Origin of the sequence: Caballeronia sp. BCC1704 (assembly GCF_902833455.1) — a bacterium.
In the GTDB taxonomy this organism is placed as follows: Bacteria; Pseudomonadota; Gammaproteobacteria; order Burkholderiales; family Burkholderiaceae; genus Caballeronia.
In genome coordinates, this window is record NZ_CADFFT010000004.1 from 432136 (window position 1) to 454579 (window position 22444).

General features: G+C 62.2%; 20 protein-coding genes. 6 read left to right on the plus strand and 14 right to left on the minus strand.

All coding sequences use genetic code 11. The features are described 5' to 3' along the window. Window positions 1-56: 56 nt before the first annotated feature. Window positions 57-1055 (minus strand): helix-turn-helix domain-containing protein, encoded by a 999-nt coding sequence (locus tag HWX53_RS21765; protein WP_175944737.1) that lies wholly within the window; start codon window positions 1053-1055, stop codon window positions 57-59. 1144 nt (window positions 1056-2199) lie between these two features. Between HWX53_RS21765 and HWX53_RS21770 the strand changes: the two genes are divergently transcribed. Continuing rightward, window positions 2200-4155, plus strand: a complete 1956-nt coding sequence (locus HWX53_RS21770; protein ID WP_244140215.1) for a hypothetical protein — start codon at window positions 2200-2202, stop codon at window positions 4153-4155. Window positions 4156-4317: 162 nt separating this feature from the next. Next, window positions 4318-4770, plus strand: a complete 453-nt coding sequence (locus tag HWX53_RS21775) for a GDP-mannose mannosyl hydrolase (RefSeq protein ID WP_175945283.1) — start codon at window positions 4318-4320, stop codon at window positions 4768-4770. 77 nt (window positions 4771-4847) lie between these two features. Here HWX53_RS21775 and galU read toward each other — a convergent pair whose 3' ends face one another. Continuing rightward, a complete protein-coding gene (gene galU, locus HWX53_RS21780) occupies window positions 4848-5792 on the minus strand; it encodes a UTP--glucose-1-phosphate uridylyltransferase GalU (protein WP_244140216.1) in 945 nt (314 codons plus the stop codon). A gap of 282 nt (window positions 5793-6074) precedes the next feature. Here galU and HWX53_RS21785 point away from each other — a divergent pair, with 282 nt between their 5' ends. The 3 genes from HWX53_RS21785 to HWX53_RS21795 all read left to right on the plus strand — a co-directional run bounded on the left by HWX53_RS21785 (window position 6075) and on the right by HWX53_RS21795 (window position 8811). After that, window positions 6075-7157: a helix-turn-helix domain-containing protein gene (locus HWX53_RS21785; protein WP_175944739.1), complete on the plus strand. Its 1083-nt coding sequence runs from the start codon at window positions 6075-6077 to the stop codon at window positions 7155-7157. Window positions 7158-7196: 39 nt separating this feature from the next. Further along, entirely contained in the window at window positions 7197-7784 is a 588-nt protein-coding gene (locus HWX53_RS21790; protein WP_175944741.1) for a phosphatase PAP2 family protein, read from the plus strand. Window positions 7785-7887: 103 nt separating this feature from the next. Beyond that, window positions 7888-8811, plus strand: a complete 924-nt coding sequence (locus tag HWX53_RS21795; RefSeq protein WP_175944742.1) for a LysR family transcriptional regulator — start codon at window positions 7888-7890, stop codon at window positions 8809-8811. 28 nt (window positions 8812-8839) lie between these two features. Here the strand turns inward: HWX53_RS21795 and HWX53_RS21800 are convergent, their stop codons facing one another. The 8 genes from HWX53_RS21800 to HWX53_RS21835 all read right to left on the minus strand — a co-directional run bounded on the left by HWX53_RS21800 (window position 8840) and on the right by HWX53_RS21835 (window position 17609). Next, on the minus strand, window positions 8840-10726 hold the full coding sequence (locus HWX53_RS21800; RefSeq protein WP_175944743.1) for a nucleoside-diphosphate sugar epimerase/dehydratase: 1887 nt from the start codon (window positions 10724-10726) through the stop codon (window positions 8840-8842). Continuing rightward, window positions 10723-11772 carry a glycosyltransferase family 4 protein gene (locus HWX53_RS21805; RefSeq protein ID WP_175944744.1) on the minus strand — a complete coding sequence of 350 codons (1050 nt, stop codon included), beginning with the start codon at window positions 11770-11772 and terminating at the stop codon, window positions 10723-10725. Before HWX53_RS21805 ends, HWX53_RS21800 begins: the two co-directional genes overlap by 4 nt. 123 nt (window positions 11773-11895) lie before the next feature. Then, window positions 11896-12846: an SDR family oxidoreductase gene (locus tag HWX53_RS21810; RefSeq protein WP_175944745.1), complete on the minus strand. Its 951-nt coding sequence runs from the start codon at window positions 12844-12846 to the stop codon at window positions 11896-11898. Continuing rightward, window positions 12843-13676, minus strand: coding sequence for a glycosyltransferase family 2 protein (locus HWX53_RS21815; protein WP_175944746.1), 834 nt, complete (start codon window positions 13674-13676; stop codon window positions 12843-12845). The genes HWX53_RS21810 and HWX53_RS21815 overlap by 4 nt, the downstream gene beginning before the upstream one ends. Window positions 13677-13819: 143 nt before the next feature. Beyond that, window positions 13820-15421, minus strand: a complete 1602-nt coding sequence (locus HWX53_RS21820; RefSeq protein WP_175944747.1) for a hypothetical protein — start codon at window positions 15419-15421, stop codon at window positions 13820-13822. Window positions 15422-15480: 59 nt separating this feature from the next. Next, the gene (locus HWX53_RS21825; protein ID WP_175944748.1) at window positions 15481-15912 is read right to left on the minus strand and encodes a GtrA family protein; all 432 of its coding nucleotides are present in this window, start codon (window positions 15910-15912) and stop codon (window positions 15481-15483) included. Next, window positions 15909-16625 (minus strand): methyltransferase domain-containing protein, encoded by a 717-nt coding sequence (locus tag HWX53_RS21830; RefSeq protein ID WP_175944749.1) that lies wholly within the window; start codon window positions 16623-16625, stop codon window positions 15909-15911. Before HWX53_RS21830 ends, HWX53_RS21825 begins: the two co-directional genes overlap by 4 nt. 3 nt (window positions 16626-16628) lie before the next feature. Beyond that, complete coding sequence (locus HWX53_RS21835; protein WP_241269799.1) at window positions 16629-17609, minus strand: glycosyltransferase family 2 protein; 981 nt, start codon at window positions 17607-17609, stop codon at window positions 16629-16631. A gap of 530 nt (window positions 17610-18139) precedes the next feature. On the opposite strand from HWX53_RS21835, the gene HWX53_RS21840 reads away from it, so the two are divergent. Next, the gene (locus HWX53_RS21840) at window positions 18140-19189 is read left to right on the plus strand and encodes an acyltransferase (protein ID WP_175944751.1); all 1050 of its coding nucleotides are present in this window, start codon (window positions 18140-18142) and stop codon (window positions 19187-19189) included. Window positions 19190-19241: 52 nt separating this feature from the next. Here the strand turns inward: HWX53_RS21840 and HWX53_RS21845 are convergent, their stop codons facing one another. Genes HWX53_RS21845 through HWX53_RS21860 form a run of 4 tightly spaced genes read right to left on the minus strand, consistent with a single transcriptional unit; the run spans window position 19242 to window position 22420 of the window. After that, window positions 19242-20351 carry a DegT/DnrJ/EryC1/StrS family aminotransferase gene (locus tag HWX53_RS21845; RefSeq protein WP_175944753.1) on the minus strand — a complete coding sequence of 370 codons (1110 nt, stop codon included), beginning with the start codon at window positions 20349-20351 and terminating at the stop codon, window positions 19242-19244. Beyond that, window positions 20348-20800, minus strand: a complete 453-nt coding sequence (locus HWX53_RS21850; RefSeq protein ID WP_175944755.1) for an FdtA/QdtA family cupin domain-containing protein — start codon at window positions 20798-20800, stop codon at window positions 20348-20350. The genes HWX53_RS21845 and HWX53_RS21850 overlap by 4 nt, the downstream gene beginning before the upstream one ends. Further along, entirely contained in the window at window positions 20772-21443 is a 672-nt protein-coding gene (locus tag HWX53_RS21855; protein ID WP_175944757.1) for an HAD family hydrolase, read from the minus strand. The genes HWX53_RS21850 and HWX53_RS21855 overlap by 29 nt, the downstream gene beginning before the upstream one ends. After that, a complete protein-coding gene (locus tag HWX53_RS21860) occupies window positions 21440-22420 on the minus strand; it encodes an ATP-grasp domain-containing protein (protein ID WP_175944759.1) in 981 nt (326 codons plus the stop codon). The genes HWX53_RS21855 and HWX53_RS21860 overlap by 4 nt, the downstream gene beginning before the upstream one ends. Between the last annotated feature and the right edge of the window lie 24 nt (window positions 22421-22444).

Here is a 22444-nt window from a genome sequence, read left to right on the forward strand (position 1 = left end):
GCGGCGCGCATTCTTGTACCTTCGACCTTCTGTCTCCTGCCATGCCGTGCCGCGCTTTAGCCGTTGGCTTCGCGCCGGCTCTGCATCCGGTATTCGGTGGGCGAGATCAAAAGACGCTTGCGGAAAATCTTGGCGAGCCGGTCGCCGTTGCCCATGCCGCTGCGCCGCGCGATCTTGTCCACCGGCAGTTCCGAGTCGGTGAGCAGCGCGCAGGTGACGGCGAGGCGTGCCTGAAGCAAATAGTCCGATGGCGTGATTCCCATCTCGATCTTGAAGCGGCGCAGGAAGTTGCGCTCGCTCATCGCGGCGACCTGCGCGGCATCGACCACGGAAATGGGCCGCTCGCAGTTGTCCTGAAGCCAGCGCGCCGCCGCGCGAATCTTGTCGCCCGCGGATGCCGCGCCGCTGTCGCCGAGAATCGACACGAGCTTCGCAGCCGAGCCCGGCATCAGGCGTTCGGCGACACTGCGCGATACGTCGAGGCCGAGATCGCGCTTCACGAGCATGAGCGCGCCCTTCATCGACTCGTAGCGGTCGCCGCCGTCGGCGGAGGCGTCGTCGCGCAGCTGGATCATCGCGTTGCCGTAGCGCGCCTGAGCGTCGCCCGCGCCGCCGATGCCCGCTGCTTCGAGCACCTTGCGGCCTTCGGAGATCGCCTTCACGACCGTGGTCTTCGAATTCATGCGGCGCACCCATTCGACGATGCGCTCGTCCTTCGCCGCTTCCTCGGCCCCGCGGCCACCCGCGACGAAGAGCGCGTCGAAGCCGCCGTAGTGGCGCGCGTCCAGTCCGTCGGTCCAGACGCGCACCGATGACGCGCACGCCACGTTGCCGCCTTCGACGGACAGGAATCGCACGTCATAGGTGCATTCGGCGCGCGTCTTCAACGACGACAGTTCGTTGGCCATGTGAAACACTTCAGCGACGATTCCCGCGCCCAAAAGCGAGAATCCGTCGAACAGCAAAATCGCGATGCGTTTGACCTCGACCTGCGACGGTCGCGTCGAGGGAGGCGTCCAACCCATCACAGCGGGTTCGAGTGTGGCGTAAGGCATGGTCATCCTCTGCAGCTTTGTTTCCAGGGTGCGGAAGAGTTACTCGGCCATTGCGTTGCATCAAGGCGTTTCCCGAACTTCGCCGGGTTGCCGTGACCGATGGGAACGAGACGTTGGCGGAATCGGTCCGCTGGTGTGAATAATAAGCAGACACAGATTATTTGTGGGCTGATTTTCGCGCCTGAACCACAAAACCTGTCTGGTTATGAGGGTGAGCGCACATTGATAACCCCGTTCGAATCCAGATGACCGCGCTTATCAAAGCGTATCGGAAAAGAATTTCCGATTCATCATACAAACGGTTACACGAATCTTTGATGCGGTGTAAATAGCGTTCTGTGCGATGGAACACCGACCCGGCCGCAAACCCTCGCCGGACGGCCCTGAGCGGGTTTGACGCTCATTCTGCAAGGTCTCCCGGCGGGAGAAACTGATTCATCCGTGAAACATCGATCGTAGCAGCGGGCCGTCAATGTACAGCGCGAATCGGCAATTCCGGGTTCATGCGCGGCGAGCGCAGTCCGTTCTGATAACAATTTGCGCGAAAGACATTTAGTGCCTATCCAGATGCTCGATTAACTTCACCGCCTTTTTATAATGCCACCGAAAACAGAAAGCGATCACTCGTTAAAATATCGGCGGATTAATTATTAAACGACATAATCCGCCGTTTTTTATTACCGTCCGTTGCTGCGGCGCAAACGACGCTGGTTGCCCCAAAGCAGCGCTCCGACGGGGCCTCGCGGCTCGTCCATTTCCGCCAATTGCTAGCTACTTGCGGCGGCGCACGGGACACGATTTAGAACGACGTTCATGGCGGCCGAGTAATCGTCGGCTGAATGCAGCGAGTTTGTCCGACGGATAGGGGCGGCTTTGAAAGGCATTTGAAGCCCGCGCATCAACTAAGAATTCATCGGTCATGTTTTCCGACGTTTTCGCCAGCCGTAGTAACGACCTCGCGGCGCACGCTGTTTCAGTTCTGATATGTCGATGAGCGTTCAATCAAACATGCGTGCTTCGCTCGTGACGCTTTCATCCGACGAAGGCCATCCGCGCGTGCGTGTGCGCACGGTCGCGCATGGTCTCGGACGCCATCGTTGGGCGACATCGCGTTCACCGCGCTCACTACCCGAACGTTCGTACCATGACCCGATACCCACGTATGCGTCGCCTGTCGATTGCGAGCGCCGCCCTTCTGACCATCACCGGCTGCGACAAGGCGAGCTCCGACGAAGCCCTGCCGCGCGAGCTGCCCGCCGTCGCCGTGCAACGCACCGCGTCCGACACGCCCGCGTTCCGCTGCGAGGCGCCTTCATCGCCGGGCAGCGCGGCCGCCGCCACGAGCGCGAATGCCGCCATCATCGAAGCCGACACGCCCGGCAGCGACGGCACTCGCATGTTCCCGCTCGATGCGCCGCTGCGCATTGCGATCACCACGCGCGCCCCATCCGACGACACCGTGAACTGGCAGATCCGCGACGCATGGAACACGGTGAAGGCAAGCGGCCGCTTCGCCGTCGATGCGAGAGCCGCGACGGTCACGCTCACGTGCAGGTCTCGCGCGTCGGGCTACTTCGCGGTCAGCGCGTCGCTCGAATCGGGCAAGCAGGCGTTGCCGATGCGCGGCACGCGGCCCGCTGGAATCGCCACGTTCGGCGTGTTGCCGGACGTGTCGTCGGCGCTGCCCGCCGTGACGTTCGCGCATCCGGATGCGCATCGCTTCGGCGGTCAGGGCGCGGCGTATCTTAAGCCGGGCGAAGGATGCTGCTCGGGCGACGGCTATCGTCCGCTGTATCCGGATCTCGGCCTCACGTGGGTCAACGACAACCGCAACTGGTACATGACGGAGGAGAAAGGGCCGAACACGTTCGATGCATCCAAGGACAATCTCGCGCCCTTCTTCAAGCCTGGCGATCTGTTGCGCCTCATTCAGCTCGACGGCATTCCCGCATGGGCGAGCCCGACGAAGACGACCACGCACAGCTACGCGCCCGCATCGCTCGATGCCTACCGCGACTACATGAAGCGCGTCGGGGAAGAATCCAATGCAGTACGCAAGCGTTGGTTTCCGCGACAGACACAGAATTACTATCAGGTGACGTGGGAGCCGGACTATGAAGGCGGCTTGCCGTGGCGCGACTCGGACGCCAATCTCGTCGCGATGTACAAGGCCACGCACGAAGCCATTCACGCGGGCGATCCGAACGCCGTCGTGATGGGCCTGACGCTTTCCAATCTCGCGTCGAACGCGGCGTGGCTGAGGCGTCTTGCGCCGCTCGGCATCGGCAAGTATCTGGATGGCGTGAGCGCGCATGGCTATTACGACGTGGGCACGTCGCCGTCGCATCCGCCGGAACGCTTCGAAGCGAACCCGGCGACCGCCGCCAAAGCGATGCCCGCCGCCATGCGCGAACTGCGCCGCACGATGAGCGAGGTCGTGAAGCCGGGCGCGAAGCTCTTCGTCACGGAAACGGGCGTGAGCTACGACATCGGCAGCAAGTACGGGCCGAACACGCCGAACTGGAACGTGCTGTACGCGCAAGGCGCGGTGCTCGCGCGCACGCATCTGATGCTGCTCGGCGAAGGCGCGGACGTGAGCTTCGTCTTCTATGCCGCCGATCCGCCCGAAGTGGGCTACGGCGTGTTCTTCGATCTCGTCAACGCGCAAGGCGGCTACGGCCAGAAGCTCATCAGCCCGAAGCCGGCCGCCATGGCCGTGGCCGCGATGACGCGCATCATCGACGGCACGACCACGCTCGGCTTTCTCAACGGCACGCCCAAGGGCGTGTATGCGTATGCGTTCCAGCGGCACAATGGCGGCAAGGTGGTCACGGCGCTCTGGACGCACAGCAACGCCTCGTGGCCCGGCGCGAACGGCTTCGACGCGACGCGTGCGGTCGACTACAGTCTCGCCGTCGATGCGCCGGGCAAGTCGGGAACGGTGACGGTGTTCGACATGATGGGCAACGCATCGACGATGCCGTATAGCGACGGCCGCGTGGCGCTCAAGCTGACCGAAGCGCCGGTCTACGTCGTCTCCGCCAACGCCGATCTCATGCGGGCGAACGTCACGAAACCAGTGGGCTATGTCGGCCAATAAGTCGATGGCACGACTAAGCGATCTTTAGTCGGTTAATACCAGTGCTGCGGCGGCCTGCCGCATGCACCCGCACGCTACACTGTTCGCGCCGGGCTGACACGGTTCAGCGGGGACCGGCAACAACATTCATAACGATTAAAGCAAATGACCAACGCAATGGCGATGTTGAGCGAAGCGGATTTCATGACGGTGGTACGGCTCGCGCCGCTCGTTTCGATCGATCTGATCGTGACGGACGGCAACCGGCGCGTGCTCGTGGGGCAGCGGCGTAACCGGCCCGCGCAGGATACGTGGTTCGTTCCGGGCGGACGGATCGCGAAGGACGAATCGCTCGATGCGGCCTTCAGGCGCATCGTGCATAACGAGCTGGGTGTGGCGAGCGCGGAGCGATCGTCCGCGCGGTTCTATGGCGTCTTCGAGCATCGCTACGACGACAATTTCGCGGGCACGCCCGGGTTCGGCACGCATTACATCGTGCTGGCTTACGCAATGAGCTTGAGTGGTTCGGTGCCGATCGGACGGTTCGATCAGCATAGCGGCTACGAGTGGCTACTCGCGGATGAACTGCTGGCACGCGATGACGTGCATGACAACACGAAGGCGTATTTTCGGTAACTGCGTGGGGTAACTGCGAGGTGACTGCATAACCGCTTCGAGGCGCGATCAGCGCCTCGAAGCGTATTCAACACGGCTTAGGCATCGACCGGAAGTTCGTCTTCGGCATCACCGGATTCAATCTCGAGCGGCTCGATCACCGGAACCGGCGCCGGCGCAAACTGCGAGCGCAGGTACTCCAAGAATTCGTCGCGCACTTCGGGATGACGCAGCGCGAATTCGACCGTCGCCTTCAGATAGCCGAGCTTGCTGCCGCAATCGAAGCGCTTGCCGCGATACCGGTACGCCAGCACTTGCTCTTGCGAAAGCAGCGTCTCGATTCCATCGGTCAACTGAATTTCGCCGCCTGCGCCGGGCTTCTGCGAACGCAGGAATTCGAAGATGCGCGGCATCAGCACATAGCGGCCGACCACGCCGAAGTTCGACGGCGCGACTTCCGGGTCCGGCTTTTCGACCACGCGCGAGAGCTTGAAGAGGCCGTCGTCCCACGGCTTGCCTTCGATCACGCCGTACGAGCGCGAATCCTTGCGGTCGATCTCCTCGACGCCGATCACCGACGAATGATAGTGGTCGAACACCTCGACCATCTGCGCGAGCACGGGCGGCTGGCCGTCGAGCAGGTCGTCCGCCAGCACCACGGCGAAGGGCTCGTCGCCGACGAGCTTCTCCGCGCACAGCACCGCGTGACCCAGACCGAGCGCTTCGGCCTGACGCACGTACATGCAGGTCACATGGCTCGGCAGAATGCCGCGCACGAGTTCGAGCAGCTTTTCCTTGCCGCGCGCTTCGAGCTCGGCTTCGATTTCGTACGACTTGTCGAAGTGATCTTCGATCGCGCGCTTGCTGCGCCCGGTCACGAAGATCATCTCGGTTATACCCGCGGCCATTGCCTCTTCGACCGCGTATTGAATCAGTGGCTTGTCCACCACCGGAAGCATTTCCTTCGGGCTCGCCTTCGTTGCAGGAAGGAATCGCGTGCCGAGGCCCGCCACCGGAAATACCGCCTTGCGCACTTTTAGCATCGGCTCACCTTATTGAATTGTTGTACGAGGCAGCGCGCCGCCGTGTGAGCATGCGGCCGCCTCTTCGTAGAGTCGCAATCGCCCGATTTCATCAGACGACACGAGTGGCATCAGCTTATTCGCCCGATATCGAAATCATCTGCCAACACATCGTCATTTTCAGACTGGCGGCGCGGCGACTGTTCGCTGCCGCGTATAGTGCGTCGCATGTGTGCTTACTTTTCCCGCTTTCGACGTTCTTTCGCGAACAAAGGGGATGAAAGGGAAAAAGGGAGAAAGTCGATGATGTACGCCAGTGGTACGGGCAGGCTCGAAGCGGTGCGCTCGCCCGAACGTCATGCGCCGTCCGCCGACACGGCAAAGCGGATCGGCATTCTGATCTTCGAGGACTTCTCGCTCGTCGAAGTCAGTTCCATCTCCGAGGTCTTCTCGCTTGCGAATGAAGTGCGCCTGCCCGCGGCCGGCGTCGAACGTGGCGAGCCGCACGCTTTCCCGCAGCGCACGCCGAACTATTCGCTGCAGTTCGTGTCAAGCGTGGGGGGCAGCATCGCAAGCAGCTGCTCGATGCGCATCTGGACCGAAAGCATCGAAGCGCGCTGGATGAACGACTGCGATGCGCTTTTCATCGCAGGCGGCGCGGGCGCGCGGCTGGCTCGGCAGGACGCGCTCCTCAGAAAGCAGTTGGGCCGCGTCGCGCCGAAGATCCCGTTCATCAAGGCCATCGGCGAAGGCGCGCATATTCTCGCGGCGGCGAACTTGACGCTGCAGAACCGGTCTCTTGATTTCAACGAAGAGCCGGGCGCGCAGGCGTTGTCGTCGGCGCTGTCGCCGGCGTTATCGAATGCGCTGTGCATCGCCGAGCAGACGCTCACGCTCGACGATCCGAAAGGCCCGATCGCCGCGGCGCTCTCGATGGTCAAGCGCGATTACGGCGCGGCGGTCGCGCGCGAAGTGTCGGAGCGGTCTATTCCCGGCGCGTGGCAGAAGCTCGCCATGGTGCTCGACGACACCGACAGCGTCGGCGTGCGTCAGAAAATCGATGCTGCCGCGCGCTGGATTCGCGAGAACTACGTGAAGCCGATCTCGATCACGGATGCGGCGCGCGTCGCGGCCATGAGCGAACGCAATTTCCTGCGGCGCTTCAAGGCGCAGATCGGGCTCACGCCGTCGGAATACTTGCTGCGCGCGCGTCTGGATGCAAGCTGCATGCTGCTCGCCGCGACGGACTTGCCGGTGGACAAGATCGCGCGGCGTTGCGGCGCGGGCAGCGGCGACGGCCTCGCAAAGATTTTCCGTAAGCGCCTTTCGATTTCGCCGACCGAATATCGGCTCGCCGGCCGCAGAAAGCAGGCGGACAGTTCATAACAATATCGTCACATCGACGGATACCTAGAACGGATACGTATGCAAGAACGGGTACTGTGGATTTTTTCGAATCTCGGGGATGCGGCGCTTTTACTGCCGCTCGCGTTGGTCTGCGCGCTCTGGCTGCGCTCGGTGGACATGCGCCTTGCCGTGCGCTGGGCCGTGTTGCTCGGCCTCGGCATGGGCCTCGTCGGACTCTCGAAGATTCTCTATGCGGGCTGCGGGCTGGAGTTGTCCGCGGTCAACTTTCGCATGATCAGCGGGCACACCATGCTGGCCGCTTCCATCTACACGGTGGCGGGCGGACTACTCGCGGGCAGTCTCGGTGGCTGGTGGTATCGGCTGGGCGCGGCGGGCGGTCTCGGGCTCGCGGCGCTGATCGGCGCGAGCCGCATCATTCAGGACGCGCATACGCCGAGTGAAGTCGTCGTGGGCTGGCTGCTGGGCGCCGCCATCGCGACCATGCTGCTCGTGCGCGTGTTCGAGCAGCCGCGCAAGATGCCGCGCGCCGTCGTGGCGGGCGTCGGCCTGCTCGCGGTGTCGTCCATCGCTTACGGACATCACGCGCCGTTTCAGCGGCTGATCGAGCATTACTCGTGGTGGCTGTGCAAGGGGCTCGGCCTCTGACGCGGCTGCGGCGCCCGAGCATCCCTTCTTCGCGCGCGGGAAACGATCCCAAGTATGATCCTCGGTTGATCGCAGGCTCATATTCACGATTCGGGATCTCGGGATGGACCGCTTCCTTGCAATGAAAGTGTTCGCGCGCGTGGTCGAGGCGGGCAGCTTTTCGAAAGCCGCCGACGCGCTTCGCCTGCCGCCCGCGAGCGTGTCGAGAACGCTCCAGGCGCTCGAAGCGCATCTCGGCGCGCGCCTGCTCAATCGCACGACGCGCAGCATCAGCATCACCGAAGACGGCGAAGCCTATTACGAGCGATGCGTGCGCGTGCTCGGCGAAGTCGACGACATGGAGGCGTCGCTCTCGCGCTCCAAGCTGAGTCCCAAGGGCAACGTCAAGGTGAGTCTGCCGCAAGTGATGGCGAAGAACACCATCATTCCCGCGCTGCCGGAGTTCTTCGCGGCGTACCCGGATATCGGCATCGAACTGGTGCTCACGGACCGGCAGGTGGATCTGGTCGAAGAAGCCGTGGATTGCGTCGTGCGCGTAGGCGCGATCGGCGATGTCGGACTGGTGGCGAAGCGCATCGGCGCTTATACGCAGATCACGTGCGCGTCGCCGGCTTATATCGAGCAATACGGCGAGCCGCAGACGCTCGACGACCTGGACCGACACCTCGCCGTGGGCTATGTGCTCAACAAGTCCGGACGCGTGCGCAACTGGGAATTTCTCGTGGACGGCGAAACGCGCGCCGTCGCGCTCAAGTACAAGATCGCCGTCAACGACGCCGATTCATATATCGCGTGTGGTCTATCGGGACTCGGGCTGATCCAGAGTTCGAGCTATACGCTCGATCCGCATCTGAAAAGCGGCGCGTTGCGCCGCGTGCTCGCGGACTATCCGGCGCAACCGCGCGTCGTGTCGGTGCTGTACGCGGCGAACCGGCATCAGCCGCGGCGCGTGCGCGTGTTCATCGACTGGGTCGCAGAACTGTACGCGCGCTTGCCGGCGTTTCAGGAGAGCGAGGCGCGATCCTAGCGGTGCTAGCGGTCCTAGCGTCGAACGATCAGTTGGCCGCCTTGGCCTTCGTCACCTGCACGCTTTGCAGCACCGGCGCGGCGGCGGTCTGATACTCCGGCACCCATCTGCGCAGATCGCGGCGCACTTCGTCGTCCGACAGCACGCGGTGCTGCATGAGCCACGGCAACAGTTCGTCGATGAACCCGTCCGGCACGCCCCGCGCCTGCGCGATGCGCAGTTTCGGATGCGGCGTGCGCGTGGTGGTTTCGTCGTCGGCGAGCAGTTCTTCGTAGAGCTTTTCGCCCGGACGCAAGCCCGTGAACACGATGCGAATCTGCTCCTCGCTGTAGCCATAGAGGCGAATCAGGTCGCGCGCGAGATCGACGATGCGCACCGGCTGCCCCATGTCGAGAATGAAGATTTCGCCGCCGCGCCCCATGCTCGATGCCTGCAACACGAGCTGCGCGGCTTCGGGAATCGTCATGAAGAAGCGCGTTATTTCCGGATGCGTGACCGTCACCGGGCCGCCCTTCGCGATCTGCTGCTGGAACTTCGGGATCACGCTGCCCGCGCTGCCCAGCACATTGCCGAAGCGCACGGTCTCGAACTGCGTGCGCGGCGCGGTTTGCTGCAACGCCTGACACGTCATCTCGGCGAGGCGCTTGCTCGCGCCCATCACGTTGGTCGGATTGACGGCCTTGTCGGTGGAAATGAGCACGAAATGCCGCACGTCATGGCGGATCGCCGAGCGCGCGACGCGTAACGTGCCGAGCACGTTATTGCGCACGGCCTGCCACGCGTTCTGCTCTTCCATTAGCGGCACGTGCTTGTAGGCCGCCGCATGAAACACGATATGCGGCGTGAAGCGCGCCATCGTCTGATCGAGCAGCAGCGAGTCTTTTGCGTCGCCGACCACCGGCACCACGGAGAAGTCAGGAAACTTCTCGTGCAACTCTTCGATCAGGCGATACATCGCGTATTCGCTCAGGTCATACGCAACGAGTTGCGCTGGCGAGAAACGCAGAATCTGCCGGCATAGCTCCGAACCGATGGAACCGCCCGCGCCCGTCACCATCACGACGCGCCCGTGCAGCAGTTGTTCGACGTGCGGCATGTCGATCTTCACCGGCTCGCGGCCGAGCAAATCTTCGAGGTCGATCTGGCGCACGCGTGAGAGGAAACCGCCCTCGCCTTGCGTCAACTGATTGAGCGCGGGCAGCACCATCACCTTGACGCCCGCGCGCACGCAAAGCGTCGCGACGCGCCGCTGCTCGTCGACGGACGAAGACGGAATCGCGATGATCGCGTAGTCGGTCTTGTACTGCTCCGCGACCTTCGACAAGTCGCTGAAGGAGCCGAGCACCTTGTGGCCGAGCACTTCGCGGCCTTGCTTGGCGGGATCGTCGTCGAGCAGGCCGACGAGACGCCATTCCGACGACCGCGCGAGTTCGCGCGCCAGCATCGCGCCGGCGGTGCCCGCGCCCAGCACGATCACCGGCTTGCCTTGCCCGACAAGCCCGCCATACAAATAGAACTCCTTGCCCGCGCGATACAGCGCCCGCGCGCCGCCCATCGCCAGAAACAGCAGCAGCGGCGCGACGATCAGCACGGAGCGCGGAATGACGGGCGTGGGCTGGGCCATCACCGCGCCGATCATCACGACGAGCGCGCCGACCACCACCGACTTCGAAATCCGCATGAGATCAGGCAGGCTCGCGAACACCCACATGCCGCGATACAGCCCGAAGACGCGGAACATGACGCCGTACACGGGCAGCACCCACGTGAGCGCGACGAGCGCGCCGTGCCGGAAGTCATGCGGCACGGTGCCGTTGAAGCGGATCAGATAAGCGGCAAGCCAGGTGCCCGCGACCGCGCACAGGTCGAACGTAAAGGCGCCTGCGGAAAGCCATGAAGCTTTGAATCGAATCATCCGCGACTACCTCGAGAGTGTTCGGAGGCAAGCGCCGCTTGGCGCCGCCAGCATGTATCGACTGCGAGTCCCGCCACCACCAGAACGATAGCCCAGCCCGCGACGGCGACCCACTGCGCCACCGGCGCAAACGCGAGCGCGCGGTTGGCGAGAACGACGCCCGCCAGCATCAGCGCGTACCACGCGAGCGCGGTGCGGGCGTGACCGACGCCGAGCCGCACCATGCGCTGATAGTAATGCTCGCGATGCGCCTGCCAGAACTGCTCGCCTCGCGCGAGGCGCCGCAGCAGCGTGACCGATGCATCGCCGATGAACGGCGCAAACACGAGCGCCGGGAACCAGACCGGCCACGTGCCCTTCAGCCAGCCCCAATAACCGAGTGCGCCTGCGAAGAATCCTAGAGGAATCGACCCTGAATCGCCTAGAAATATTCGTGCCGGATGGAAATTGAAAAGCAGAAATCCCGCCGCCGCGCCCGCGATGGCCGCGCTGGCGATACCCAGATCGATCTGCGGCACGGGCCCGGACAGCGCCGCGACCGCGTAGCCGCCGAAGCCGATGAGCGCCATGCCGCCCGCGAGCCCGTCCGAACCGTCCATGAAGTTGTAAAGATTGACGAGCCAGACCATCAGGAAGCCGACCGCGACGAGCGCCCACCCCGGCACCGGAGCCGGGTACAGCCCGATCAACAATGCGACGGCGGCGACATGCGCCCCGAACCGCACGCGCGCAGGCAGGCCGCGGCGGTCGTCGATCTGTGACACGGCGGCGAGCGCCGCGGCAAGCACGGCGGCGAGCCACATCGACGGCGTGAGCAACAGCATTGCGATGACGGCGACCGGCACGATGCCCCAGCCGCCGACACGCGGCGTCGGGCGAGTGTGCAGCGAACGATCGTTCGGGATATCGGTGGCGAGCCGCCACGCGAGACCGGTGCGCAGCAGCGCAAACAGAATCAACGCGCAGACTCCGAGCGACGCAGCCGCGACCCATACAGCTGCTGTCCACGGCGAATGCACGAGGAAAGGAAACAGCGAGGCACTCATTTCCCGATTGGCCTTGTGTACGTTTTTTAAGCTAAGCCGATGATGCCGGTTCCGCGCTGACCCGCGTGTTACCGGCACTTATCGGTTGTTACGGGACGTTAACTCGCCGCGACCCGGCGGGAACTAGCGTCCTTCTGCCGCACTTTGCTGGAGAAACCACGCGGCGGTGGCCGCGAGACCCGCCTCCAGCGAGTACGAGGGGCGCCAGCCTAGCACATCGCGGACATGCGCCGAATCCACACGCAAGCTGCCGGTGAGCCGCTCGATCTGCGCCGTCTTGCCGGTGAGCCGCCCCGCCGCTTGCAACAGCCCGACCGGCACGGGCAGAAGACGCGCCGGACGCTTCAGATGATGCCCGAGCCGGCGCGCGAGTTCGGCGACGCGGGGGTCTTCGCCGTCGGTCACGTGGAAGATCTGGCCGGCCGCGCGCGGGTTCGTCGCGCATTCGACGAGCGCACTCGCGAGGTTATCGACATAGACGAGACTTCTTTGCGCCGTCACCGCGCCGATGGGCAGCGGCATGCCCTTCGCAATGGCCCGCATCAGCGCGAGAAAGTTGGCGCGCACCTCCGGCCCGTAGACGAGCGGCGGACGCGCAATCACGATTTCGAGCCTGGTGCGCGCGCCGAACTCCTGGAGCCTGACTTCGGCTTCCGCTTTGGAGACGCCATACGCGTCCGGCGGACGACGCTCGTCTGTTTCCTTCAGCGGCTCGCCGTGGTCGAACTCCGCGAGCGCCTTGATGCTGCTCACGAAGACGAAGCGCGTCGCGCCGGCGCGACGGGCGGCGTCGGCGGTCTGAAGCGCGCCGTCGACATTGACCACGCGGAACGCGGCGAGCGGATCGGCGGCGGCGTCGCGCATGACATGCACGCGCGCCGCGAGGTGAATCACCGAATCGCAGCCTTCGAAGACGGCGGGCGTGATGGCATCGAGCGATTCGATTTGAACGGTATGCGGCCCCGCTCCCTGACGAACAATGCCAAGCGGTTCCCTGCCCGCGTCGATCAGCGCCCGCGTGACCGCGCGGCCGACGAAGCCGTTGGCGCCCGTGACGGCAATGCGCCCGGTCATAGCCATTTCCACCCAAAGCGGCTGAAGAACTTGTACGCCGACGCGATGAAGAGCTTGATATGCGTCCAGCCCTTGCCGGCCGCGTCGCCGCCGTGATGCAGCACGCGCACGGACGGCACGTAGGCCACGCGCGCGACGTCGTGCGTGCGCAGGCTCAAGTCGTAGTCTTCGAAATAGAGGAAATAGCGCGGATCGAAGCCGCCGAGCTTTTTCAGGACTTCGGTGCGAAAGAGCATGAAGCAGCCGCTGACGATGGGCGGGTCCCAGACGATGTCCTTGGTCCCGATGACGTCGCGCATGTCGTATCTTGCGAGCCTCGCTTCGAACGGTTTTCTCATGCTGCGCGGGAGGAAGCCCCGAATGAAAAGGTCCAGAACCGTGGGATAGCGGCGGCAAAGAAATTGTTGACTGCCGTCTTCTTCCAGGATCAGCGGTGAGAGGAGCCCGACTTCTGGATGCGCATCCATGAAAGTCAGCGCGTGAGTGAGCGCGTCGGCGTCCAGTTCGATGTCGGGGTTCAGGATCAAGTGGTAACGGCTCGATGCGCGCTCGATGGCGAGATTGTGGCCGCGGCCGTAGCCGACGTTGCCTTGGCCTTGGATGACGGTGGCTTTCGGCATCACGCAACCCGGCGTACGCTCCAGTCCGCCGTTATCCACGAGATAAAGCTGCATGCCATCGCCGGACGACTTCGCGCCCAGCCCTTGCGCCGCAGCGTTCAATGTACTGAGGGTGCGCTCCAGAAGTTGCGCATTCGGCCGATAGACCACGAGCGAAACGGTTAGCGAAGTGATGTCGGGATTCACGCCCGTGCTTGTTTTGGACTGCATTCTCGAAGCGGTTCTGGCGGCTGCACTGATCAGGCGACGCACATGTGGAAGTTTTCTCGACGGTAAGCGCATGACCATGGAGCCGGCCCTGTGCTGCTTGATCCGTCGAATGCGGCGGCGATTAACGCCTCTTCATGCGATCTCTATTGGCAATGAAGCGCCCCGTTCAAGCCGACCATTTTCATGCCTTGCGGTAGCCCCGGTATCTGAAGCTCTGTGAACCGCTGCGCGATGTCCCGCATGAGCAAGCCATACGTGTTTTGCAGCTTAAGCCGCTCGAGACCGTCCACGGTCGCGTCCGGAGCCAGCAAAATAAGCCGCGTTCTCGACATCGCCGCGATATGCCTGCGCTGAAATTCGGGCGACCGAGGGTACAGATAATATAACTCCCAGAACGGCGCCTTCGCGTTCAGGTACGCATAGATACCGGCAAAATGCGGCGCGGTCATAAACTCGTCGCTTTTTATATTGCACGACTGCACGGTTTTGCGTACCGCTCGAAGGACGTCCGCCTCGTATTTGGGCACTGCGAACTGCTTCCCGCTGATCGGCACCCACTCGACGGCATCGGGGGCCTCGGCCATCATTCGCCGGTACGCGACTGCCGGCTCGCTCGGCAACCAGGCGATCACGCACAAGACAGCGAAGGCCACGACGGCTCCCGAAACGACGCTCCTCAGTCTTGCGTTGGACCAATAGAAATTGGCGGCCGCAAACGCTGCGGGAAAGACGGGGAGTGTTGCCTGTGCGATATGCCCGAAGTCTGCGCGATCGAATGCTTGCTGAAGATAAGGAATGCCGGCAAGCGATGACGCGAGCAACAAGACCATCGACGGATCGCGCTCTTGTTGCTTGCGCTCGGCCCACGCAGCAGACGCGATCCCGAAACAGTAGATGGCGGGGAAGACCAGGCACGCAATACCGATCGACTCCGCCTGCAATGCATCCACGAGAGGCAGATGTCGAAGCTCCAGCCGCCATGGAAACGGGATGGGCAAGGCCAATTGCCAGTCTTTGGTGAACAGCACGGACGTCATAAAAGCATCGCGAAACCCAGGCACCGCCAGAATCGCCAAGAGCAGAGGCAAATAGCCGAGCACGACGCCGCCTGCGTAGGCGGCGATGATCTTGATCCCGGGCAACCTTTTCTCGCTGAACGCCGAGAAGCCCATACAGAAAACAGCAGCGATAACGTAGAACACACCGTGGTTGCGCCCCAGAATAGCCGCCAGCCCTGTCGCGATGCCGAGAGCAGACCAACGCATTGCCGCCCTCGGTCTAAGCAGCACGAAGAACAGCATCGCAACCAAGACGAGCGATGCCGTTTGCTCGAAGACCTTGTGCCGTGGATAGCCGAGCGCCAGAGCGATTAGCACCGCACATGCTATTCGCAAGCCGCCCCGCATGCGAGCACGGCATAGGACGAACCATATCGCCGCAAGTCCGACGGCGCCGAACGCGGCGCAGGACGCGAGCAACGTGAAAAGACCGTCATGCCCTGTCAAACGGAATATTGCGCTGGTCCAGTAATATCGGCCGGGATCGTAGCTGAAGAAGTCGCGCAGTGGCACTTCGCCCAATGCAGTCCGCTGCGAGGCGTACCAGAGTAGTCCCTCGTCCGACCAACCGAAGCCGTATTTCCATTGTGCGATGAACGTCAGGCCACAGAGCAAGCAAGCGCCGACGATGGCTTCCGACAGATCAAGCGAAATGCCGCGCCTCTGCGCTGCAACGAGTGAAGACATGGGTTTTCCGTTGTTATGGACTACGGCCGCTTTGGCAGAGACGCTCGGTGCATATTGTTCTAGTCGTCTCTGAAGCACCATAACCGGCTTGCCACCAGAGAAATCACCGGGATGATGACAGCCGAGCCGAGCGTCGCCGCAACCGCCGAAAGGGACGTATTACGAAGAACAGACGCGAGGAGTGCCGTGTTGATCAGAAAGGTGGTCAACGACACGGTCAAGAACCGCAACAGCGCCCTTTTCGGCTGTCCGGGCTGGCTGAACGTCCAGAAGTAGTGGCCGCAAAAGGAAAGAACGAATGCGCAGAGAAAAGCGCAGGTGTTGCCGAAAAGCGCTGGCACGCGCAACTGCCCGACCAGCGTCCCGGCAATTGCCATGTGCACGAGCGTCGCGGCGCAACCGACGAGCGCGAAGCGCCCCGCGATGAGCGCCTCGCGGATCAGCACTACAAGGCCCGGCGATCGCTGTTGCTTGAGTGATCGCCCGGTCATGGTTTCTTTGTGGCCATGCAGAAGATCGACAGCCCAGCGATGCGATTCCACCGCATGAACGGCAACTCTGCATCGCAGATGGAAGCGAGCACTCTATTGACGAGCCAGTGATGGCGCTTCAATTGCGACTGCGCCGGCGCTTCGCCAGCGCGATATCGCTGCGAGAGTCGCATGCCAGCCGCAATCGGAAACACGCCACCGAAAAAGTATCCGCCACGGTCGACATGCAATCCCGCCTCGCGGACTACATGCTCCAGTTGAGGCAATACATAACGGCGCCTGTGTTCGAGAAAATCGTCGTGCGCACTCCAGAGGAACTGGAAGGCAGGAACAGTTATCAGAAAGCGCGCTCCCGCCGGCACCTTTCGCACGTATTCCGCGAGCAACGCTACATCGTCGTCCACATGCTCGAGGACGTCCATGAGCAGGACGAGATCCGCATTGCTCGATGCGATCGATCTGCGGTAATGAACCGGCTTGCCCGCCCGGAACGCATCGGAATCGTTCGGGTAACCGATATCGACGCACCAGGCTTCCCGCGCTTCCGTGGTTTCGAGCAGTTTTCCCGAGAAGTAGCCAGAACCCGCACCCACGTCGAGAATGCTCGACACAACCTGCGTTCCCAGCATGGCGCGCATTGCCTTCGCCTTCGAGGCGTAATACCAGTGACGGTCGATATCGTCGCCGAGTATCTCGGTTTCCTTGACATCCATGATTCAGCCCTTCGGCTCGTAGATTTTCCGCACCAGGAATACTGGACGCCGTTTCGATTCCAGATATGTCCGTCCGAGATATTCGCCAATGACGCCAATCCCGATGAGTTGCAGGCCACCCAAAAACGTGACGGCGACCATCAGCGACGCATAACCCGGAACGTCAATTCCACGGACGATGACTCTTACAGCAATAAAGATCGCAAAGATGAACGACACCAGCGATACCAGGCAGCCCACATAGGTCCAGATGCGAAGCGGGTCGGTACTGAAGCTCGTGAGGCCTTCCAGCGCAAGGTTCCACAGTCGCCAGCCGTTGAATTTAGTCCGGCCCGCGACGCGCCTGTGCCGTTCGTAGTCGACGAAGGCGGTCCGAAATCCGATCCAGGCGAACAGACCCTTCATGAAGCGGCGGGACTCCGGCAATTGCTTGACTGCGTCGACCACCACGCGATCCATCAACCGGAAATCCCCGACGTTCTCGGGTATGACCAGATCGGCAATTCGATTGTGGATCCGGTAGAAGCACGCAGCCGACGCGCGTTTGGCCCATGTATCCGCGTTGCGATTTACCCGGCGCGCGAGCACCACCTCGTAGCCCTGCCGCCAGACCGCGATCATTTCAAGGATCAGTTCGGGCGGATCCTGCAGGTCTGCATCGATCGGAACGACCACCTGTCCGCGAGCCGCCTCTAGTCCAGCGGTCAAGGCCGCCTCCTTGCCGAAGTTGCGGCTCAGATCCACGATCCTCACGCGCGCGTCCAACGCCTGATGACGCATCAATTCGCCAAGCGTGTCGTCAGTACTTCCGTCGTTGACGAACACGATCTCCAGCTCGATTGCGGGCACCGAGCCGAACACTTCGTCGATGCGAGCCAGGAACGAGGCAATGGCCTCGGCCTCGTTGTACGCGGGCACCACTAGCGAAAGCTGCAACGCGCCGGTGTCGGATAGTTCTGTGTCGCGGGAAGTGGTGCTGTTCAATCCGGCCTCGTCTTTACATGCTTCGTTGCATTGCACCGGAGCCGCGGCGAACACGCGCTCCCGTGTGTCGCGCCCCGGCGCCATTCGGCTCCGCGATCCGAGATGCGGTCTGCCTGGCGGTGCGCGTTGCGTTCTTCCTAAGCGATGCCTTCAGGCACTGGAAGGACGACTTGCGGAATCGAAGGCGAGCCAAGCGTATTGTAAGGGCGAGCTGAAACCGTCGGCTACAACGCGACGTGACCGAATTTTGCCACTTCACCGCCCAGCGGGCTAGTTACTGACCGAAGAGGCTTGGGACGTTATTCGCTGCTTGCTGCCCACTCCCAATGGCAGGAGACCGAATCGCGCGGCATGAGAGGCCGGCCGGACAGCAGCCAGGCGATTCGCCATGCCGCACTTGCCTCTAGTGTTGCGCTTGCGGCAATATGTGGCGCCGACTGCACACGTCCGCCTCGCCCGCGGACATGATGCGTCTTGGATTTGCTGTTTATTCTGGCAAACGCCCTGACTGCCAGCACCACCAGACCAACATGAAACCAAAAAGCCGCGAGCGCATTTTCTACATCGACCTCATCAGGGCGATTTCCGTTCTGCTTATCATCACGTTTCACTTCAACCAGCAGATTGGAGCGCACGGCATAAAGGCGGCCGAAATCTTCAAGCAGACCTTCCACAGCGAAAACATCGGCTCACTGGGCATCACACTTTTCATCATCATCTCGGGGGCCGCCCTGATGATGAGTTCCGGAAACACCCTTGACCTGCGTGTCTATGCGCGAAAACGCTTTCTCGCCATATTCCCTCTATATTGGACGGGATTCTTGCTAACGGCGGCCATCCTTTTCGTGCTTCATGGTCATGTGCGCGGAGATTCGTCGCACTGGAAGTTCATTCTCACGCTTATCGGGATGGATGGTTTTCTTTACTATCGCATTCCCAACTATTATTTGCTCGGAGAATGGTTCATCGGCTTCATTCTCGTTCTGTATGTCGCCTTTCCCGTGCTACGGTGGATGGCGCTTCGGCGACCTCTCGTTCTGGTCCTGGCCGTTGCCGCGATTTATGCCGTGGTGACATTGAACTACGCCAAATTATTCGAGATCGACGTCGTCCATAATCCGCTGGCGCGCCTGCCGGAGTTCGTCTTCGGCATGCTATTCGTTCAGTATGCTCCGCGGTTGCGCTGGCCGGTCGCCACGCTCGCGCTTGCGGCATTGTGCATTCCGCTTATCTGGAGCCTGCCGATACCGCACATTTATGTCGCTCTGGACACCGGTATCGCGGCGTTCGTGGTTTTGGCGTATATCGGCCAGACAATGAAGCCCGAGGGCCGCTTGCTGCAAGTCGTGTCCTTCGTCAGCACGTACTCGTTCGCGGCGTTTCTCGTGCATCACAATATCATCGGCGAGCTGCTCGTCAGATTCATGAACATGGCTTTGTCGCACGTCGAGGTCTATTTCCTCTACATGATCATTGTGTTTCTGGCCTTCACCGCCGGCAGACTGCTTACCGGGCTCACCGATGCGCTCGTGCGATTTTTTCGCCCGCCCGCCGTCACGTTGACGCCGGCGAATCCGTGACTGTCCCTTTAAAGACCTGCTCATGCGCAGAGCGCATGAGCAGCGACGCTCGCTACTTGCGCAACGCCGAAAGCGCCTGGCATACGTGATCGATTTCCGCATCGGTCATGTATTCGCCCATGGGCAGGCTAAGCACGGCTTCGCTCAAGCGTTTTGCAACGGGCGTCGCGTTCGGGTCCAACCCTTCCGATTCATAGCACTGCTGCGCCGCCGGTATCACCGGATAGTGGATGCTCGTGCCGACGCCTGCTTCCTGAAGGCGCTTCTGAACGGACTCGCGGTCCTCGCAGACGAGGACGTAGTTGTGCCACACGCAGGCTTGCGCGGGATCGAGCAGTCGATACACGGGACCGTCGCCCGGCGTCATGGCGACCACCTTGTCGTAACGGGAGGCGATCCGACGACGCTGCTCGATGATTTCATCGAGATGCTTCAGCTTGATCGACAGGAACATGGCGTGTAGCGGATCCAGCCGCGAGTTCGTACCCAGCGACTCGTGGTAGTACTTGACGGCGCTACCGTAGTTACCCAGTTCCCGGACCTTCGCGGCCAGCCGATCGGAGTTCGTCACGACCGCGCCGGCGTCGCCCAGCGCGCCCAGGTTCTTGGACGGATAGAAGCTGAACGCGGCAATGTCTCCATGCGCGCCCGCCTTCTTGCCATCGCGCACATCGCCGTGCGCCTGAGCCGCGTCTTCGATCAGATACAGCTTATGGCGCGCGCAGATTTCCTTCAGTTGCGCGACGTTTGCCGTCGCGCCGTACAAATGCACGGCGATGATCGCTTTCGTCCGCGGCGTAATAGCGGCTTCGACCAGCGAAGCATCGAGATTCGCGCTACGCGGTTCGACGTCCACCGGGACGTTCGTCGCGCCGACCTGCGTGACCGCCAGCCACGTGGCAACGAAAGTCTGGGCCGGGACGATCACCTCGTCGCCCTCACCGATCTCCAGTGCGCGCAACGACAGCGTGAGCGCGTCGAGGCCGTTGCCCACGCCCACGCAGTGCCGGGTGCCGCAGTATTGCGCAAAGGCGCTCTCGAAATCGGCGAGATGCTTCCCGCCGATCAGCGAGCCGGCGTCGTAAAAGCCGTCGAGTTGTTCGAAGAAAGTCTGCTTATAGCGCGCGTTGAGCCGCGAGAGCTCGAGAAAGGGCACATTCATGCGAGGTCACTTTTGATAGGCTTGCCGATTTCCCGCAAGAAGTCGAGGAAACCGTCATAGGTTCGAAGATAGTCGGACTCGGAGTACGTCTCGCTCGCCAGCACCGCGCAGACCGCGCCGGAGGTGAAGTTGTTCACCACGCGCCAGATATGAGGGCAGACATAGAACGGGCGATTCGGCTGGTTGATAACCACGGTCCGCGTGTTCACGCCATCGTCCAGATGCAGTTCGTACGAACCAGCGAATGCGAAGAACAACTGATGAAGATTCTTGTGCGCATGGCCGGCGCGTTCCACGCCAAATGGAACGTCGTACAAGTAATAGAGCCGTCGGAAGTCGAACGGAACATCGCCCTCCTGAACGAATGAGAGGTTCCCGCGACGGTCCGCGAATTGGGGAAGCTCGATGAACCGACACTCTTCAACTGAAAAACTCACGTTCCACCTCATATATAGCGCCAGCCAGGTCATCGAATATTGGCATGGCGGCTTGACTGCGGGCTGCGGCCCGCTCCAGAAAGGACCGGCTGCGCTGTCCGGTGGATACGACGTACATCGGACAGCCCGCCTGCTGCGCGGCCTCCATGTCGCTTTCAGTATCGCCCACGTAACAGACCGCACCGTGAGAGCGAAGTCTCACAGCTTTCCTTTGCGCTGCGTCCTTGCCCGACTTCACCACTTCGATGATGTCGAACAGCCGCGCAAGCCCCAGGGCGGCGATCTGTCGATGAAACAGATCCGGGTCCCGGCGCGCCGACAGCAGAAACAGCCGCGACTTCGGCCTTAACCTCTCGAGCAACTGAATCGCGTCATCGAAGACGGCATCGCATTGCATGTGCGGCCATGTTTCGACACATTCGACCCACGCTTTCGAAACAGCGCCCGCTTCTTGCTCATCGAGCCCCGTGGCGACGAGCGCATCGACGGTCGTCGCGCCGTCGCGCTTGAGTTGCCAGAAGGCGTCGTCCGACGCGTATTCTAACTCGCAGGCGCGCAGCGCCTCGCGCAGAGCGGACAACTGCTTGGCGCGGCAGGTGATCAATGTCCCGTCGAGATCGAAGCCGATCAGCGGTAGATGCGATCGGTCCGTCATGGCGTGGTATCCGCCGATTCGAAGGTCACGACTTCCTGATAATAGCGGCATACCAGCGCGGAACCGCCTTGCTCCGTGCGTTGCCGGCACTGGTCTTTCAGTGCGGCGGCTATTGGCAAGCCGAGCAGATCACTGAAATACGTTGCATAGATCGGATAGCCGCACGCGTCCGTGAGCGCGGTGCCGCCGCCACACCGTGGATTGATGTCGACGATGCGGTATCCGCCAGCCGGGTCGGTCATGACCTGGAAGCAGAACATCCCGCGCAAGCCGAACGCAGCCGCCACCCGCTGACTCAGGGCTTGCAACTCCGCGTCGAAGAACACGCGCGCCTTCACGCAGACGCCAGCCTTGGTTTCGAGCCGGTCCCGCACCACGGCGCCAAAGTAGTCGTCAAGGGCGAGGACGTCAATCGTATATTCGGGTTTGATGCAAACAGACTGGAAGACGACGTCCTCGGTCAGATCGTCCGGACGAAGCTCGTCATACGCGTTCACGACTCGCACGCCCGCGCTGCCCACACCCCGGCGGGGCTTGCGCACCATCGGCGCGGCAAAGTTTTGCGCGGTGAGCTCGCTTCCGAGCAGGGTGTCGGGTACGGGTAACCCGGACGCACGGCATTTCTGGAAATTCTTCCATTTGTCGTTGCACTCCTGGACTGCGGCGGCGGTCAATGCCGGCGTCTTCACCGTGTCGTTGAAACGCGAGCGAAATTGCGCGACGGCCAGAATCTCCTGATCGTGAATCGGGTAGATCGCATCGACGCTTTCCTGCTTCGCGATGCGGCTGAGCGCATCGACGAACGCTTCGACGTCCGAGGCGAGGGGCACCTGATAGTGAGTCGTCTGCCAGCGTGTGGGCGCCGCGATCAATTGTGCAGGGTTCGAATCAGTGGTCACGATACGCACGCCCTCGAGCGCACTCAGGCTCTTGATGACGTTGACGGCCGTCGCGGTTCCGGCGGCCGTGACCAGCACTGTTTTTGGGTTCATGTCGAGCTG

What these genes read in the sequence shown, in the direction of transcription:
- HWX53_RS21765 (WP_175944737.1), bottom strand. Translation starts at nt 1,055, where the DNA reads ATGCCTTACGCCACACTCGAACCCGCTGTGATGGGTTGGACGCCTCCC.
- HWX53_RS21770 (WP_244140215.1), top strand. Translation starts at nt 2,200, where the DNA reads ATGACCCGATACCCACGTATGCGTCGCCTGTCGATTGCGAGCGCCGCC.
- HWX53_RS21775 (WP_175945283.1), top strand. Translation starts at nt 4,318, where the DNA reads ATGTTGAGCGAAGCGGATTTCATGACGGTGGTACGGCTCGCGCCGCTC.
- galU (WP_244140216.1), bottom strand. Translation starts at nt 5,792, where the DNA reads ATGCTAAAAGTGCGCAAGGCGGTATTTCCGGTGGCGGGCCTCGGCACG.
- HWX53_RS21785 (WP_175944739.1), top strand. Translation starts at nt 6,075, where the DNA reads ATGATGTACGCCAGTGGTACGGGCAGGCTCGAAGCGGTGCGCTCGCCC.
- HWX53_RS21790 (WP_175944741.1), top strand. Translation starts at nt 7,197, where the DNA reads ATGCAAGAACGGGTACTGTGGATTTTTTCGAATCTCGGGGATGCGGCG.
- HWX53_RS21795 (WP_175944742.1), top strand. Translation starts at nt 7,888, where the DNA reads ATGGACCGCTTCCTTGCAATGAAAGTGTTCGCGCGCGTGGTCGAGGCG.
- HWX53_RS21800 (WP_175944743.1), bottom strand. Translation starts at nt 10,726, where the DNA reads ATGATTCGATTCAAAGCTTCATGGCTTTCCGCAGGCGCCTTTACGTTC.
- HWX53_RS21805 (WP_175944744.1), bottom strand. Translation starts at nt 11,772, where the DNA reads ATGAGTGCCTCGCTGTTTCCTTTCCTCGTGCATTCGCCGTGGACAGCA.
- HWX53_RS21810 (WP_175944745.1), bottom strand. Translation starts at nt 12,846, where the DNA reads ATGACCGGGCGCATTGCCGTCACGGGCGCCAACGGCTTCGTCGGCCGC.
- HWX53_RS21815 (WP_175944746.1), bottom strand. Translation starts at nt 13,676, where the DNA reads ATGCAGTCCAAAACAAGCACGGGCGTGAATCCCGACATCACTTCGCTA.
- HWX53_RS21820 (WP_175944747.1), bottom strand. Translation starts at nt 15,421, where the DNA reads ATGTCTTCACTCGTTGCAGCGCAGAGGCGCGGCATTTCGCTTGATCTG.
- HWX53_RS21825 (WP_175944748.1), bottom strand. Translation starts at nt 15,912, where the DNA reads ATGACCGGGCGATCACTCAAGCAACAGCGATCGCCGGGCCTTGTAGTG.
- HWX53_RS21830 (WP_175944749.1), bottom strand. Translation starts at nt 16,625, where the DNA reads ATGGATGTCAAGGAAACCGAGATACTCGGCGACGATATCGACCGTCAC.
- HWX53_RS21840 (WP_175944751.1), top strand. Translation starts at nt 18,140, where the DNA reads ATGAAACCAAAAAGCCGCGAGCGCATTTTCTACATCGACCTCATCAGG.
- HWX53_RS21845 (WP_175944753.1), bottom strand. Translation starts at nt 20,351, where the DNA reads ATGAATGTGCCCTTTCTCGAGCTCTCGCGGCTCAACGCGCGCTATAAG.
- HWX53_RS21850 (WP_175944755.1), bottom strand. Translation starts at nt 20,800, where the DNA reads ATGAGGTGGAACGTGAGTTTTTCAGTTGAAGAGTGTCGGTTCATCGAG.
- HWX53_RS21855 (WP_175944757.1), bottom strand. Translation starts at nt 21,443, where the DNA reads ATGACGGACCGATCGCATCTACCGCTGATCGGCTTCGATCTCGACGGG.